We start from the raw sequence: 16,346 nt of genomic DNA, 5'->3' as shown, positions 1-16,346 counted from the left end.
GATATGGTTAATTTAGACGGCAAGGTGATAAAATGAGCGTACGCATCCGAAAAATGAAAAGAAGAGATGTTGCAGCCGTGCAAACTGTTGCAAAGACAAGCTGGAATGCAACCTATGCTGGGATTATTCCGGTGGATATCCAAGAGAGCTTCCTATCAAAGGCCTATAGTGATAAAATGTTACTAAAAAGGCGAAGGAAGACTTATATTTTTATAGCAGAAGTGGAAGGGAACATCGTCGGTTTTGCAAACTATTCCAAAGTACAATCGGATAAAAAGTGCCATTTACATGCAATTTACATATTACCTGAATATCAAAGTAAAGGAATTGGCAGCAGACTTTTGAATATCGGTATGGAAAAGTTGGGTGCAAAAGAAATCACACTTCATGTCGAGCGCAAAAATGAGAATGCATTGAACTTTTATAAGAAAAAAGGATTTCAAATGATTTCTGAGTTTGACAATGAATTAGATGGTCATACCTTACATACGATACGAATGGCATTAAAAAATTAACTTATTAAAAATAGGACAATGTCATTTTTTGGAAAATTTCAAAATTGAGTGTTGTTCCTATTGACTCCATAAAAAAATAAAAAGAAAAAAGGAGGGATATGTTATGACATACAAAACAGATATTGAAATCGCAGAATCGGCGGAATTGGCACCAATTAAAGAAATTGCGGAGCAGGCTGGTTTTGCTGCAGAGGATTTGGAACTTTACGGGAATTATAAAGCAAAAGTGAATTTTACAGCTTTCGAAAAGATGAGTGACAAACCTGATGGTAAGCTTATCCTCGTGTCTGCTATTAACCCGACTGCTGCTGGAGAAGGGAAAACGACAACATCTGTGGGGTTGGGTGACGGTTTGAACCGGATTGGAAAGAAAACGATGATTGCATTACGCGAGCCTTCCCTTGGCCCAGTCTTTGGGATGAAGGGTGGAGCAGCAGGTGGGGGATATGCCCAAGTCGTGCCGATGCAAGATATCAATCTCCATTTTACTGGTGATTTTCATGCGATCAGTGCTGCGAATAACCTTCTTGCTGCAATGTTGGATAACCATATCCACCAAGGTAATACATTAAACATTGATACGAGAAAAATCACTTGGAAAAGGGTCGTCGACATGAATGACAGACAGCTGCGTCATATTGTAATCGGCCTGAACGGAGAGAAAAATGGAACTCCGCGTGAAGATGGTTTTGATATAACCGTTGCTTCTGAAATCATGGCTATCCTTTGTCTCGCAAACAATCTCGAAGAACTGAAGGAAAAATTGAAGAATATCATTGTTGGCTATACTTATCAAGATGAGCCGGTGACTGCCGGTGAGTTGAATGCGCATGGAGCAATGGCAGCTCTCCTAAAAGACGCATTAAAGCCAAATCTCGTACAAACATTGGAAAAAACGCCTGCCTTAATCCATGGGGGCCCGTTTGCTAATATCGCTCATGGCTGTAATAGTATCATGGCAACAAAACTTGCTCTCAAATACGCTGATTATACTGTTACAGAAGCTGGTTTCGGTGCAGATCTTGGTGCAGAGAAGTTTATCGATATTAAGAGCAGAATGGCTGGAATTGCACCAGACGCAGCAGTGATTGTAGCAACTGTCCGTGCTTTGAAAATGCATGGTGGAGTGGCTAAAACGGACTTAAACAATGAAAATGTCCAAGCTGTCGAGTTAGGCTTGCCGAATCTGTTGAAACATATTGAAAATATGCAAGAAGTCTTTGGCATTCCTTCTGTTGTAGCGATTAATAAATTTCCGACAGATACGGAAGCAGAGATTAATGTCATTAAGAAAAAATGTGAGGAAATCGGAGTCCGTGTCGTTCTCTCCAACGTGTGGGCTGAAGGTGGAAAAGGTGCAGAAGAACTTGCTCATGAAGTTGTGAAGCTTTGTGAAACAGAAAGCACGCTACACCATCCGTATGATTTAGAGGATTCCATTACAGCGAAAATTGAAAAACTAGTACAGAAGGTTTATGGTGGAAAAGGAATTGAACTATCCAAAGAAGCGGAACGTGAAATTGCTCGTCTAGAGAACTTAGGTTATGGCAAATTACCAGTTTGTATGGCAAAAACACAATATTCCCTTTCTGATGATCCAAGCTTGTTAGGTGCGCCAGAGAATTTTGATATCACCATTCAAAAGGTGAAAGTATCAGCTGGAGCAGGATTCCTTGTTGCTCTTACAGGTAGAGTGATGACGATGCCAGGATTACCGAAGAAGCCGGCAGCAGAAAATATTGATGTTACTCCTGAAGGTAATATTATCGGATTATTCTAAGGGGGGACTGCAATGGATAAGAAAGCCTTAAGAAAGCAGGCAAAAGATATATTAACTGGAATGGATGACAACACAAGGTCGAAAATAGGTGGACAATTAGTCGAACATTTGACTTCATCAAATTTCTGGAAGCAGGCGGATACAATTGGAATCACTGTTTCAGGCGGTTTTGAATGGGATACAGAACCAATCATCCGTAAAGGATGGCTAGATGGAAAAACGATTGTTGTTCCTAAATGTATTCCAGATGCGAAGAAGCTTGATTTTTACCAGTTGGAGAATTTCGATCAATTGGAAGAAAGTTTCTTTAACCTGATGGAACCGAATCCCGATAAAACCACAAAGGTAGAAAAAGATGTCATTGACTTAATCATTGTCCCGGGTCTTTTGTATGACAAAAGAGGTTATCGAGTTGGCTTTGGTGGTGGATATTATGATCGATTCCTTGCAGACTTTTCAAGGGATACAGTCTCTATCCTTTATTCTGGACAGTTGATGGAAGAACTGCCAAATGAAGCGTTTGACGTTCCAGTTAAACATTTGATCACTGAAAATGGCTTTATTAAATAGAAGATGAATATGAATTCTAAACAGCGTGGCACCGAGATAAGGTGTCACGCTGTTTAGTGGTTATAGAAATAATCTAGTGAAGAATACATTGACTACATTTTCCTGGTTCAATAACCTACTAAATTGAAAACTCTAATCTACTGTCCCGGGTAAACCATCAACCAGCAATCTTGAAATTTACCTTCATGCCATTCATGTTCCGGCAAAAGTTTAACTTTTTTAAATCCTGCTTTTTCATAACAACGTAGTGCTCGAGGATTTCTAAGCTGTGGATCCATGTAAACTTGCTCAGCTTTACGTACAGAAATGAGGTAGTCAGCAATCAAGGAGACGAGTTCGGTCCCAATTCCTTTATTCCAGTAAGAGGGTTCACCAATGAACTGGTCCATCCCATAGAAATCATTTCCGGAAATTCCGTATATCTTTTGCGTATCTGCATCCAAAGGATAGATTTGGATGTAGCCGATTGTTTCAGATTGATATTCAATGATGCACCTTTCTATATGATCCTTCACATTGATAAATTCAAAATTAACAGCTTCCAAATCATACGGCTTGTCTCTGCCCTCATAGTATTCAAGCACTCTTGGATCACGGAGCCATTTTACCAGCAGATGCTGGTCACTTTCCTCGACATGACGAATCAACCAATCCCCATTTTTAAAAATAGTCATTTCCTCACCCCTGTACAAATATACCATAAAAAATAAGCCCTAAAAGAAGGGCATATTTAGTAAGAGGAAAAGTTTAACCCCACTATACCGGAAACAAGTCCAATGCAAGTGGGGTTAGGCTTTACGTAATATATTCAACTAGTATCCAGGCGGGGAGTTTATGGCCTCATCTGAATGCTTTTTAATTTATCTTCTATATTCTTTTTCAGTACCATTGGCATATTCAATTTCGAGGTCTACTTTAGCAGCGTCTTCTGGAATGTTAAATGCCTCAAGTACTTCGCTGAGTACTTCTTCATCCGATGAGTTTTCATCAAATTGAAAGGCTGTAAAGATACTGTCTAATTCATCCATCGCTTCGTTTCCGCTTAAGTTAATATTTTCTGGTTTATTCTCGTATGACGCTTCGATTTCATTGTCGTCGCGGTCATCATCGTAATCTACATCGATGGCATCATCGTCATTTTCAATATCAACTTCTAAGTCGAAGCTTCTAAATATATAATTTGAATCCGTCGCAGCAGAATCATTGTTATCATTTGTATTCGTATCGTCCGTTGCATTATTATCCGTATTCTCTTCGGTAGTTGTATCTGTTTCTTCGTTTGTAGCTGTATCGTTGTTTTGTGGTTGTTCTGTCACTTCATCGTTGTCCCCGCATGCAGCAAGGATTCCAATTAAGGTTGTAATGGTAAGTAGCATAAGTATTTTTTTCATAGTGTTAACTCCTTTTTTGTAGTGATATTTATAACGTATCCAAAAATGGGGGATAGTAAACTACATTCACTAATACATTCTAAAATAAAACTTAAAAATTGTTAAGCATGTAAAGTAATGGTAGAATTATGAGTTACTCGTAAGTATCAATAGTTATAAGGAAGAAGGAAATAAACATGGGAGATCGTCATATGCCAGAAGATAGTAATGGGAAGGAATTCAACCGTATTCCATTAGTTATCGTGCTTATATCTGGTGCGTTTGTAGCAATACTGAATCAAACATTACTTGGTACAGCATTACCTAAAATAATGACCGACTTAAACTTGACCGAAAATACAGTCCAATGGCTGCAGTCGGTCTTTATGCTTGTAAACGGGATTATGATACCAATTACAGCATTTCTTATTGGTCGATTTACCACTAGAAGACTCTTTTTAACTGCAATGGTTTTATTCTCATTAGGAACTCTTACAGCAGCTGTATCACCTAACTTTGAATTATTACTAGCAGGGAGGGTCTTACAGGCTTCAGGTGCAGGGATTATGATGCCGCTGATGCAAACCATTCTGATGCTCATCTACCCAATAGAAAAACGTGGTTCAGCGATGGGGATGTTTGGTCTTGTCATAGCATTTGCTCCGGCGATTGGTCCGTCTCTTGCGGGTTATATTGTTGAAGCAGGATCCTGGCGCTGGCTATTTTGGATGATCCTGCCGATCGCGATCATTGATATCATCCTCGCATATTTTGTGTTAAAAAATGTTACGAAACTGACAAATCCGAAATTGGATGTTTTATCCATTATTCTTTCAACTTTTGGTTTTGGTGGAATCCTTTATGCGTTCAGTATGGCTGGAAGCGCAGGATGGGGAAGTGCAAAGGTCATTCTCGGATTTCTAATCGGTACGATTACACTCATCTGGTTCATCACTCGTCAATTTAAATTAAAACAACCGATTTTAGAGTTTCGGGTGATGAAGTATAAAATGTTTACCATTACGACCATTATCGGTATGATTACATTTATTGCAGTGATTGGAGCGGCAATAATCTTACCACTGTATATGCAGACGATGCTCGGGTTTTCAGCTTTCGAATCAGGACTTGCACTACTTGCCGGTGCAGTTATCCAAGGAATCTTAAATCCAATCACAGGTAGACTTTTTGACAGGTTCGGTGCAAAATGGCTGTCCATTACAGGAATGTTTATTTTAACTGTTTCGACATTCATGTTTGCCGTCCTTACCCCAGAGACGTCATTTGTCTATATTTCCGTTGTCCATGCTTTACGGATGGCTAGTATTTCCATGGTCATGATGCCGGTAACTACAGCAGGGCTGAACGTACTGCCGACTGAATTGATATCTCATGGAGCAGCCGTTAACAACACGCTCCGACAAGTATCAGGTTCGATTGGTACGGCGTTGCCGATTACTATTATGACTACTTTTACGATTCCAGAAAAGGGGATTGAGGGAATGATTCGTGGGGTGAATATATCCTTCGTATTTGCAGGAGCTATTGCTTTGCTGGGGCTCATCCTCTCATTTTATATTAGAGATCGAAAATAAAAAAATGTCAGGGCATATAAGCCCTGACATTTTTAATTACTCGAAGGAATGCTTCTGCCTTAGAGGTTTATTCGTCTCTTGTAACGACATCCACTTTCCCAGTTTCCGGGTCAATTACTAAACCATGAACCTTGATACCTTCAGGTAATAGAGGATGTCTGCGGATGATACCGACACTTTGCATTACTGATTCCTCGACAGTGGTAAAGCCGTGGAATTCCTCATCTAAATGAATACCGCTATTTTCTAATGTTTCGATGCGATCGAGACTGATGCCGCGATCAAGCATACTTTGTTTTAACGCATCAATATCGACATTCGACATCCCGCAATCATGATGTCCAATGACGACAACTTCCTCAGCTTTTAGTTTATACACTGCCACGAGAATGCTTTTCGTAATACTATCAAATGGCTTACGGATAATCGCTCCTGCATTTTTCACTATTTTAGCATCACCATTTTGCAGGTTTAATGCTCGGTGTAATAACTCCAGTAACCTCGACTCCATGCAAGTGAATATCACCATTTTTTTATTCGGAAATTTATCTGTCCGATAGGCCTCATAACTTTTATCTGCAACAAACTTTTCATTAAAATCTAGTAAATCTTGTAAGCTCATAATATTTCTCCTTATCCTTTATCTTTTTATAAAATATATCATATAAACAGTGATAAAGAATAGTGTAAAATGATATCTTCAGTTAACGGTTAATAAAACCATTGGTTGCATCAAGCTCTCCCTTCACTTGTTTGACATTTATATTTTTCCCATTAAGCCATTTATTGAAGTCGATAATAAAAGGCAGGCGGTCTCCTCCAAGTGCTATCCAAGCATGCAGACTTTCAGGTGAATATGCAGTTGTGTGGATTGTTCCAGCCCACGCCCCATATTTTTTCGAGAAGACACCTTTGTCTGTATCATTTAATATCTTGTATGCATCATACATATTTACAATCGTGCTCTGCTGTTTCTCTATCTCTTGATACCGACGTAATGAATCATCCATTCGAAAGCGGTTTTCTTTCGTCAAGTTCTCAAAATGATTCGTACAAACAGTTCCTTCCCTTACCAGTACTTCCGTTGCGGAAGCTTCCACTACTACGTTTCTACCGGTGTTATCCACAAGTGAATAGGTAAAGGAGTGTCTGTGAGGAATCTCCTCTAATAGTTTGACTGCTTCTTCAACAGTTGCACATTTTTCAAGTATGAGCCTTCCTATCATGTTACATACAAATCCATCGTCAGATCTCAGCCTATTCACGAAATTATATCCAACCGCGAGCCCTTTTTCGTTGAGGCCATCCGTTCGGCCTGTAATCTGCATGGAGGGCCCTATCGTTGCATAGCCACCATCTGTTGGTGCATATAATACATAACGCCCCTCATAGGTGATCGGGTCATTATCATAATTCCGTATCATATAGTCATTTCCCATTAAGATGGAACAACCGCTTTTACCGTATTCAAAATAATAGCCGCCAAATTCACGGACTGCTTCTTTTATGCTCATGTCCAATCCATCTGCAAGACCCATCAGCTCTTCCCAAATTTCTGGACTGAAATGTTGAAAGATTACTTTGATTTTTTCTTCATTGACGATGAAATGCCGGGAAGTTCGCTTATCCCACTGTCTTTTTCGGGCTGTAAGAATGGGGGAGCGTTGTAGTAATTTTGCTTGATGAATTCCAAACTCATAATGACTCCCGCGGAATTGGACGATATCGCTAACAACCTGTTTCATGATGATCCCTCATTTATTTGTCAATTTGACCATACATTTACTCAGAAGCATACTAGAATCTTTAAAAAGAAGGAAACAAAGTGCTCTACCTTTGTTTGTAGAAAGGATTCGTTGTTGGTAAAATATAAAGGAAGAGTAAGGGAGATGAAGAGATGGTGCGCAAAATCCTTGTTGCCTATGACGGTTCTGAGTTGAGTAAGAAAGCAATTGAGGAAGCAAAAGTTCAGGCAAAATTAGTTAAGGATACAAAGATTTATGTCGTAACAGTAGTGACCCCGGGGATATCAAGTAATACTACTGCAGTGGCTGGAAACTTATCCATGAAGGATGCAGAAATCCTTTATCCTCGCTTAGAAAATATAAAAGAGGAACTGCAAGCTTCAGGTCAGGTAGTAGAGACTGAGATTATTACAGACTTTTCACAGAAGAACCCAGCCTTAGCATTATGTGATTTTGCGGAAGAGAATGATATTAACATGATTATAGTAGGTCACCGCGGCCTAAGTAATTTACAAAAGCTGTTTCTTGGTAGTGTAAGCGGGACAATCGTACAACGGGCAAAGTGCCAAGTATTAATCATTAAATAGAACGGAGTGATAGTCGTGGCAGGAATCCAATATGAAATTATAGAGACCATTGCAGTTATATCAGAATCTACAAAAGGTTGGACGAAGGAATTGAACTTGATCAGTTGGAATGGTCGGAAGCCGAAGTATGATTTAAGAGATTGGGCTCCAGATCATGAAAAAATGGGGAAAGGCATAACGCTGACAAAAGAAGAATTGCTTCAATTGAAACAAACTCTTGAAAACTTCAGTTAGAGAATTGCGCTCTCCTGTATGTTCCATTTTTTGAAAGGATAAGCAGATCCTGCTTATCCTTTTTAATATATTCACAGCAGTGACGAGAACAACTTTCCTCAGTAATATTTTTTCTCCATCTTCTTGCGATAATCCGTGTATTGATTGGCGGGATCTATAATAGAATCACCATGACAAACTTCAAGCTTTACTGGGTTTAGCTCTTGAATGATGGTGCTGCTTTCCACTGCTTGCACCATATCTGCTGTAAACACGGAAATAGGACCTCTCAATTCTCCTTTTTTCGTCGTAAATAGATCTCCTGCAAGTAAGACACGATCTACTTCATGATAGTAAACGACATGACCAGGAGAGTGACCTGGAGTATGGTAAGGTTTTAAGTTACCAATAGGAAGCAGTACACCATTTTCCTCTTCTTCGAGTGGTTGGAGAAGTTCTTTTGGAAGTAGTTGTTGGGCTTTATTTCTTCGAGGATAGGGCAGCTCTCCTTCCGTATATGGTATTTCTATTCGATGTGCGTATACAGGAACATCAAATTTCTTGATAATTTTCTTAATGGCTCCAACATGGTCAGCATGGCCATGTGTCAATAGGATTCGTTTTAATGGTCCAGCATTCAATGACTCAATTTGTTTCATGATAGTATTACTCATGATGGAAATGCCCGCATCAACGAGGGTTACTCCATCTTTATCTACTACAAGCCATACATGAATACGGAAGCCTACCCAAATTTTTAAACTCCATATATGTTCAGAAACCTTTTTCACTTTCACCTTACTCAACCCCCAGATCTAATTTTGCTTGAAAACCTAAAAGTAAGCTTTCCACTGCAGCCTCAAATGTCAGTTTCAATCGATTATATAATTCATCTACCGATTCGTTACTATCCAGGTACGTAGTTACGATTCCATGAAGGGTATAGAAAAATACTCTCGTGAACAATAGTGACTCCTCTCCCTTTGAAATGGAAAGGAATTGTGCAATCACTTTTTCTAATTCAGCAAATATGGATTGACGTAGTTTATTGATCTCCAATTCTGGTTCTTCTTCGTCAACTCGAGAAGCTTCTGTGTTGATGAAGACACGGTACATATTTTTATATGTTAAACCAAATAAGATATATGATTGGCTTAATCTATTTAACCTTTCTGACGGAGATGAATCTTTTGCTGAAATTTTTACGATTTCATTGTACAGCTTCTCTAATGGGGGCTTTGATAGTTGGTGGAGTAAGGTTTCTTTGTCTTTGAAATATAAATAAATTGTCGTATGTGAGCAACCGGCCTTTTTGGCAATTTGTCTAATTGTTACAGAATCGAAGCCTTTTGTGGAAAACAGCTCTCCAGCTGCTCCTAAGATTTGTTCTTTCGTTCTATCTGATTTCCGTTCGTGCACTGACATAGATGATCTCACTTCCTCTCATTTACTAACCATTGGTTATATTCATTTTATAACCAATGGTTAGTAAATGCAAATTTCTTAAATTCGACAGCTTTGTTAACTTAGGACCTTCTCTTGTACTGAACCGGTGCATTTCGGGTATACTTATGTGAAAGAGTTCACTTCTTGAGAGGAGGTTAAGGATGAACGGAATGAGAGAGATCGCAAAAGAACACCGGGGAAAATTGATAGGCATGACTATTTTTTCCGTTCTGAGTGGAATCAGTATTATCGCACAAGCTTATCTTCTTGTGCTGATTGTTGATAAAGCATTCTTGCAAGGTACAGCATTCGCTGAACTTGTTTCGTATATATTATTTTTACTAGTTGCATTATTAGGACGTACCGTCTTCAACTACTTGAATGGCAAAATTGGGGTGCAACTTGCTGCAACGGTGAAGCAAGATTTACGAAAAAAATTATTGAATAAATATGCTCGGACGAATATGCAAGCTGCGATGTATGAGAAATCTGGGGAAAAGGTTAGCGTCATGATGGATACGGTTGATGAGGTGGATGATTATTATAGCAGCTACATCCCACAAGTGATTCAATCATTGATCATTCCAATTTTATTACTTGCAATGATATTCGCGGAACATTGGATGACTGGTGTCATCATTCTAATTACTGCTCCGTTTATTCCAATATTTATGATTATCATTGGTTTTAATACGAAAGATAAATCGGAGGAGCAACTAGATAAGATGGCTGCTTTTTCTGGTAAATTCCTTGATACTCTTCAAGGATTAACAACACTGAAATTATATGGCCGTTCTAAAGAACAAAGAGAGGAAATAAAAGAAAGCAGTCTTCAATTTCGGGATGCGACTATGGTAGTCCTCAAAACTGCTTTTGCCAACTCACTCGCACTCGAATTCATTTCCATGCTTAGTATGGGGTTGATAGCACTCGAAGTGGCAATCCGATTGATTATTTTCCAGGATATCAGCTTTTTCACTGGTTTTCTCATGCTCGTACTCGCTCCAGAATTTTATAATAAATTGAAAGATCTTGGTAGTGCTTTTCATACAGGGAGAGGAAGCATGGGAGCATTCAATAAGTTACAAGGTGAATTGGAAGCTCCTGATTCACCGGTAGAATGGGGGAAGGCTGCTATTCAGTTGACAGAACCTCCTATGATTGAATTGGAGCATATTAACTTTAAATATGATGAAGGCAATTTTTCATTAAATGATATCTCTCTTATAATTGAACCTTATCAAAAGATAGCGATCATCGGGAAAACAGGTGCGGGAAAATCGACATTGCTTCATGTGATTGCTGGACTTGTTCCATATGCAGATGGGGAAATATATATCAATGGAAAATCCAGGTCACATTATCTTGAAGCGGACTGGTTCAATGAGCTCAGCTATATCTCGCAACATCCATACCTATTTTCGGGTACCATTGCTGAAAATATTGCGATTGGTGGAAGGAAAAATGCTACACGCGCAGAGATAGAAGCTGCAGGAGAAAAGGCTGGAATATCCGAACTAGTGGCAACCCTTGAAAAAGGGTATGACACACAAGTCGGAGAAGCTGGTCGCGGACTCTCAGGAGGAGAGAAGCAACGGATTGCTTTAGCGCGTGCCTTCTTAAAAAAACCTTCCATTGTTCTTTTTGATGAGCCGACAACCGGCCTGGATTTACGTACGGAGAAAGTCCTCCAAACATCGATTCAAGAACTTGGAAAGGAAGCTATCATTATTACAGTAGCTCATCGTTTACACACCATTAAACATGCAGATCAAATTCTATTAATGGAAGAAGGAGAAATAGCCGCAATTGGAAGTCATGAAGAGTTGTTAGAATCCAATTCCCAATACCGCTCCATGGTAACTCTGCAGCAAGGAGGTGAGCGGGAATGAAGGATCTATCCGTCATCATCCGTTTACTGTTTAAAGAGAAAAAAGATATCTTACTATCCGTCATTTGTGGTTTTATTGGTGGAATTACAGCAGTTGGATTGTTTTCAGCTAGTGGGTACCTGATTTCTCAAGCTGCATTCGCTCCACCGATTTATACGTTGATGATTCTTGTGGCGACTGTGAAATTATTAGGAATCATTTCCGCAGTCAGTCGTTACGGAGAAAGATACTATTCCCATCGTGGGACATTTACAATGCTCAGTAATATTCGTGTATCTTTCTATGAAAGGTTGGAACCACTTGCTCCACGGATATTCCAGAAATTCCGGAGCGGAGATCTTTTAGCACGGATTGTCGGAGATGTAGAAACTTTGCAGAACTTCTTCTTAAGGGTCTTCTATCCGCCAATCGTTCTCTTGCTCGTATTTTTATGCACCATTTTCTTTACCGCTTTTTTCTCATGGGTACACGCGCTTATTATTTTCACTGGATTTATCTTGACGACTGTGCTCATTCCTGCATTCTTCGCTTGGAGACAACGAAAAGTCGATCAAGGGCTGCGTGAAGAAAGAGGCAGATTATCCACAGAAGTTACCGAGCTGTTTTACGGGTTCCGTGATTTGAAAATATACCAGCAGTTGGATGAAAAAGAAGAATCGTTGGAAGCAATAGCGGAGGATTATGTGAAGGAACAAGAAAAAGCCGGAATACATCATCTGTATAATGAATCTGTGAATACATTTATTTCACTTGTTATATCGGTTGTAGTGTTGGCAGTTGGGGCCTATTTAATTGCACAAGGTAGTTTGGATGGCATCTTTCTTGCTATGCTACTGATGATTTCTCTGACTGTTTTTGAGAATACAACATCAATGGCCATTTTTCCGAGCCATTTAGAAGATAACAGGCGAGCGGCTAAAAGGCTGGAATCTGTTGTAGGAACGCAAGTTTCTGTAGAAAAGGAAACAGAAGTGCTGGACATAAACTCGTCGCCAACCATAGAAATGAAAAATGTCTCTTTTTCATATCCTGATGAGGAGCGGGAAACGTTAAATGGCATTAATCTAAGTTTTCCAGTTGGGACTAAATCAGCCATCGTTGGGCCGAGCGGTTCGGGTAAATCAACGATACTCAGCCTATTACTAAACTTTAATAAAGTGGATGCTGGAGAAATTCTCTTAAATCACCAAGATATTAATGATATCGACAAAGAAAGCATCTGGAAGCATTCGAATGTTGTTTTACAGGAGAATCACTTTTTCTTCGGCACAGTCAAAGATAATTTAGCGATTGCTTCCGAAAATGCTACAAATGAAGAATTGCAAGATGTTCTTAAAAAAGTAGAACTTGAGCATCTTCAATTGAATAGTCAAGTTTTGGAAAAAGGTGCAAACCTCTCCGGTGGTGAAAAGCAGAGGCTTGCAATAGCGAGGGCTATGTTGAAAAACTCATTTATCTGGATGTTGGATGAGCCGACATCATCCATGGATTCCTTAACCGAAGCGAAGATTTATGAAGAGCTGTTTCAATTGGCAGCGAATGATACACTTGTTCTCATTAGCCACCGATTAAATGGTCTGGAAAAAATGGATCAGATCATCGTGATGGAAGATGGTAAAGTCGTCGAGGTAGGAAATTATGAAGATTTAATGCAAAAACAGGGCTATTTTTATGAACTGAAACAAATTGAACAAAGTGTATTTCAGGGATAGGACATCAAGTCGTGAAGAAACCTAGGAAATCTTTTTTTATAACAAGAGAGTCTTGGTCATGTCACGAATCCAATGCGAATCTTCCCGTCCATGACCAGAGGAGCCTTTTCATGTCACGAATCTCATATGAATCTTCTCATTCATGACCAGAGAGGCCTTCTCATGTCACGAATCTCATATGAATCTTCTCGTTCTTGACTAGAGGAGCCATCTCATGTCACGTATTCAATGCGAATTTTCCCATTTATGACTAGAGGAGCCATCTCATGTCACGAATCCAATGCGAATCATCACGTTCATGACCAGAGGAAGCCTTTCATGTCGTATGGCTAAGTAAAATCATCTGGTTCATGTCAATAGAGCCCTATTTATCCCATTTATTTTATGAATTGCATTTAATGACAAAATAAAAAGTGATTGCCCTTTTCCGGCAATCACTTTTTTAATTATTATTCCTCATCCTCACGTACAACATCATCATATTTTGCAAATACAAAAGCAAGTGCAATGGCTGCGACGATCGTAAGGCCTGGGGCCACAAACATAAGAAAATCATTAAACATCTCGTTCACTCCTTATTTCCTTGGATGTAATCCTTATCGAAAAGGAATAATCGAACCAACAGGTAGAGTGATGGAATCAAGAGCGCAAGGCCAAGTACAAACACCACTACTAGTGAGATGGCCATTGCTTGGTTGGTGAACCCCTCATAAATAGATAAGTGTGGATAGAGCAAGTATGGATAATGCGCTATTCCATACCCATAGAACGCAAAAGCAAACTGGCCAATGAGTAACCACACAGCTGTCGTATAGTTCCTTCTTTTCCAAATGAACCATACAGTCAATGCCCAGAGTACAAAGGAAATTGCAAACATATACCATAAATTCATAATCCCATCGAACAGTGCACGATTATGCGAGTAGAGCTCAATGATAATCCCTGAAGCTGCTACAATCAATGGAACAGCCCAGAAGAGCGCATATTTTCGCATTAAATCCCTTGCATCCGCATCTTTTGCTTTGTCTGCATACCAAGTAAGGAATACTGCAGAAATATAGAGTACCGCTACAAGTGCGAGTACAACAATTGACCATGATAGTGGACTTGTAAACAATGCGAAATAATCAAGAACAGGGGAACCTTCGACGATTTCGACAAAGCCACCTTGAGCAATTGCAAGAACAACGGATAGAGAAGCTGGGATTAATAAGCCAGCCAAACCGTACATGAAGGCATAACCTTTATGTCCTTTTGTACCGTAGGATTCAAAAGCATAATACGATCCGCGGATAGCCATCAGAATTAAAGCGATGCTTCCTGGTACAAGGAGAATCGTTCCAAAGTAGAAGGCTGATTGCGGGAAGAATCCTACAATCCCTACAAAAAAGAATACAAAGAATACATTCGTTACTTCCCAAACTGGAGAAAGGTAACGTTGAATTATTTTCGACAGGACCCGCTCTTTTCCAGTAAAGATACTGTATGCGTTGAAGAATCCAGCGCCAAAGTCTATGGAACCGAGAATTACATAACCAAAAAGAAACGTCCAAAGTACAGAAATACCTAGGATTTCCATGTCTGTCCACCACCTTTTTCAGCATCCAGTTTAGCTAGTTCTTTTTCAACAGGATTGTTAGCAAATATCTTACGTAAAATGACTAGCGTACCTATCATTAATATCGCATAAAGTATGGCGAATAGAACAAACATGTGACCAACATAATCACTTGAAGTTGCAGCTTGGTCAACTGTCATTATTCCTCGAAGAATCCAAGGCTGACGTCCAAATTCAGCAAGCCACCAACCCGCCTCGATCGCTAGCATGGATAGTGGTCCGCCAAGGACGATGATCCAACGGAACCATTTACTAGTAACGAAACTATAGCCTTGTCGCATTCCAAACCAGTAAAGAAGTGCCACCACAATCATAAACGATCCAATCGTAACCATAATGTCGAAGTAGTAATGGACTTCAAGCGGTGGTTGTTCTTCAACCGGAAATTCATTAAGACCAATTACCTCAGCATTAGGCGAGCCAAATGCTAAAATACTTAATGCATAAGGAATCTTAATGCCATATTTCACTTCTTGAGTTTCTTCATCAAGTACACCGTACATCACAAGTGGTGCACCACGTTCTGTTTCAAAATGCCATTCTGCAGCTGCGAGTTTTTCCGGCTGATACTCTGCCAAATATTTACCAGAGAAATCACCAATCAATGCTGCTGCAATAGAGAATATAAGCCCGATTTTCATTGTCATATGAAGTGCTTTTTTATGATAAGCCTGCTTAGAGCCTCTAATTAAACAAAAGGCTGCAATGGTAGCAAGAATAAAGGCTGATGTCATATAGGCTGTTGCAAGTACGTGAGCAACTTTTGTAGGTGCTGCCAGGTTGAACATAGCTAGTACGGGGTTCGCGTTTACGAGTGTGCCATCAACGATATCAAATCCTTGAGGGGCGTTCATAAAGCCGTTTACCACCGTTATGAAATAAGCTGACATACCAGCACCGAGAGCGACTGGAATCAGTAAAAGAAAATGTTTCTTTTGATTTTCGAAGCGATCCCAAGTATAAAGGTAAATCCCTAAGAATATTGCTTCGAAGAAAAAGGCAAAGACTTCCATGAATAGCGGAAGTGCAATGATATTACCAGCAAGTTCCATAAAGTTTGGCCACAGAAGTGAGAGCTGCAGACCAATAATTGTACCGGTTACGACCCCTACAGCAACTGTAATGACAAACCCACGTGCCCAGCGTCGTGCCATTAAGATATAGTGGTTATCATTCTTTTTAATTCCTATCCACTGGGCAATTATAATCATCAGTGGAATCCCGACCCCAACTGTGGCATAGAGTATGTGCACGGATAAGGTCAATAAGGTCAACATCCTGCTTGCGAATACGGGATCATCAA

General features: G+C 39.7%; 17 protein-coding genes. 8 read left to right on the top strand and 9 right to left on the bottom strand.

Annotation, left to right across the window (positions count from 1 at the left end):
- The first annotated feature begins 32 nt into the window (after positions 1-32).
- From M3210_RS05145 to M3210_RS05135, 3 genes are all read left to right on the top strand, one after another.
- Positions 33-515, top strand: coding sequence for a GNAT family N-acetyltransferase (locus M3210_RS05145; protein ID WP_251512211.1), 483 nt, complete (start codon positions 33-35; stop codon positions 513-515).
- 103 nt (positions 516-618) lie between these two features.
- Complete coding sequence (locus M3210_RS05140; RefSeq protein WP_251512210.1) at positions 619-2,295, top strand: formate--tetrahydrofolate ligase; 1,677 nt, start codon at positions 619-621, stop codon at positions 2,293-2,295.
- Positions 2,296-2,307: 12 nt separating this feature from the next.
- A complete protein-coding gene (locus M3210_RS05135) occupies positions 2,308-2,865 on the top strand; it encodes a 5-formyltetrahydrofolate cyclo-ligase (protein ID WP_251512209.1) in 558 nt (185 codons plus the stop codon).
- Between the two features lie 137 nt (positions 2,866-3,002).
- On the opposite strand, the gene M3210_RS05130 is transcribed toward M3210_RS05135, so the two are convergent.
- Both M3210_RS05130 and M3210_RS05125 read right to left on the bottom strand, forming a co-directional pair.
- The gene (locus tag M3210_RS05130) at positions 3,003-3,539 is read right to left on the bottom strand and encodes a GNAT family N-acetyltransferase (protein ID WP_251512208.1); all 537 of its coding nucleotides are present in this window, start codon (positions 3,537-3,539) and stop codon (positions 3,003-3,005) included.
- Positions 3,540-3,725: 186 nt separating this feature from the next.
- Complete coding sequence (locus tag M3210_RS05125; protein WP_251512207.1) at positions 3,726-4,256, bottom strand: YusW family protein; 531 nt, start codon at positions 4,254-4,256, stop codon at positions 3,726-3,728.
- Between the two features lie 176 nt (positions 4,257-4,432).
- On the opposite strand from M3210_RS05125, the gene M3210_RS05120 reads away from it, so the two are divergent.
- Positions 4,433-5,830 carry an MDR family MFS transporter gene (locus tag M3210_RS05120; protein WP_251512204.1) on the top strand — a complete coding sequence of 466 codons (1,398 nt, stop codon included), beginning with the start codon at positions 4,433-4,435 and terminating at the stop codon, positions 5,828-5,830.
- 67 nt (positions 5,831-5,897) lie between these two features.
- Here M3210_RS05120 and M3210_RS05115 read toward each other — a convergent pair whose 3' ends face one another.
- Together M3210_RS05115 and M3210_RS05110 are read right to left on the bottom strand one after the other, a co-directional pair.
- Positions 5,898-6,452, bottom strand: coding sequence for a beta-class carbonic anhydrase (locus M3210_RS05115; RefSeq protein WP_251512203.1), 555 nt, complete (start codon positions 6,450-6,452; stop codon positions 5,898-5,900).
- An 82-nt stretch (positions 6,453-6,534) separates the two neighbouring features.
- A complete protein-coding gene (locus M3210_RS05110) occupies positions 6,535-7,575 on the bottom strand; it encodes a C45 family autoproteolytic acyltransferase/hydrolase (protein ID WP_251512201.1) in 1,041 nt (346 codons plus the stop codon).
- Positions 7,576-7,727: 152 nt separating this feature from the next.
- Between M3210_RS05110 and M3210_RS05105 the strand changes: the two genes are divergently transcribed.
- Both M3210_RS05105 and M3210_RS05100 read left to right on the top strand, forming a co-directional pair.
- Entirely contained in the window at positions 7,728-8,162 is a 435-nt protein-coding gene (locus M3210_RS05105; RefSeq protein WP_251512198.1) for a universal stress protein, read from the top strand.
- Positions 8,163-8,177: 15 nt separating this feature from the next.
- Positions 8,178-8,396 (top strand): YdbC family protein, encoded by a 219-nt coding sequence (locus M3210_RS05100; RefSeq protein WP_251512196.1) that lies wholly within the window; start codon positions 8,178-8,180, stop codon positions 8,394-8,396.
- Between the two features lie 98 nt (positions 8,397-8,494).
- On the opposite strand, the gene M3210_RS05095 is transcribed toward M3210_RS05100, so the two are convergent.
- Positions 8,495-9,172, bottom strand: coding sequence for an MBL fold metallo-hydrolase (locus M3210_RS05095; protein ID WP_251512194.1), 678 nt, complete (start codon positions 9,170-9,172; stop codon positions 8,495-8,497).
- A 1-nt stretch (position 9,173) separates the two neighbouring features.
- Entirely contained in the window at positions 9,174-9,800 is a 627-nt protein-coding gene (locus M3210_RS05090; RefSeq protein WP_251512192.1) for a TetR/AcrR family transcriptional regulator, read from the bottom strand.
- A 182-nt stretch (positions 9,801-9,982) separates the two neighbouring features.
- Between M3210_RS05090 and cydD the strand changes: the two genes are divergently transcribed.
- A complete protein-coding gene (gene cydD / locus M3210_RS05085) occupies positions 9,983-11,713 on the top strand; it encodes a thiol reductant ABC exporter subunit CydD (protein WP_251512190.1) in 1,731 nt (576 codons plus the stop codon).
- A complete protein-coding gene (cydC, locus tag M3210_RS05080; RefSeq protein ID WP_251512187.1) occupies positions 11,710-13,425 on the top strand; it encodes a thiol reductant ABC exporter subunit CydC in 1,716 nt (571 codons plus the stop codon). The genes cydD and cydC overlap by 4 nt, the downstream gene beginning before the upstream one ends.
- Positions 13,426-13,874: 449 nt before the next feature.
- Here cydC and cydS read toward each other — a convergent pair whose 3' ends face one another.
- The 3 genes from cydS to M3210_RS05070 are packed head-to-tail and all read right to left on the bottom strand — an operon-like array spanning position 13,875 to position 16,320.
- Complete coding sequence (gene cydS / locus M3210_RS20685; protein WP_379597380.1) at positions 13,875-13,988, bottom strand: cytochrome bd oxidase small subunit CydS family protein; 114 nt, start codon at positions 13,986-13,988, stop codon at positions 13,875-13,877.
- A 5-nt stretch (positions 13,989-13,993) separates the two neighbouring features.
- A complete protein-coding gene (locus M3210_RS05075) occupies positions 13,994-15,004 on the bottom strand; it encodes a cytochrome d ubiquinol oxidase subunit II (RefSeq protein WP_251512185.1) in 1,011 nt (336 codons plus the stop codon).
- On the bottom strand, positions 14,992-16,320 hold the full coding sequence (locus M3210_RS05070) for a cytochrome ubiquinol oxidase subunit I (protein WP_285853587.1): 1,329 nt from the start codon (positions 16,318-16,320) through the stop codon (positions 14,992-14,994). Before M3210_RS05070 ends, M3210_RS05075 begins: the two co-directional genes overlap by 13 nt.
- Positions 16,321-16,346: the final 26 nt, after the last annotated feature.

Origin of the sequence: Oceanobacillus luteolus, assembly GCF_023715655.1 — a bacterium.
GTDB classification, from domain to species: domain Bacteria; phylum Bacillota; class Bacilli; order Bacillales; family Amphibacillaceae; genus Oceanobacillus; species Oceanobacillus luteolus.
Note: the sequence above shows the minus strand (reverse complement) of the source record. Positions and strands in the feature narration are given on the sequence as shown.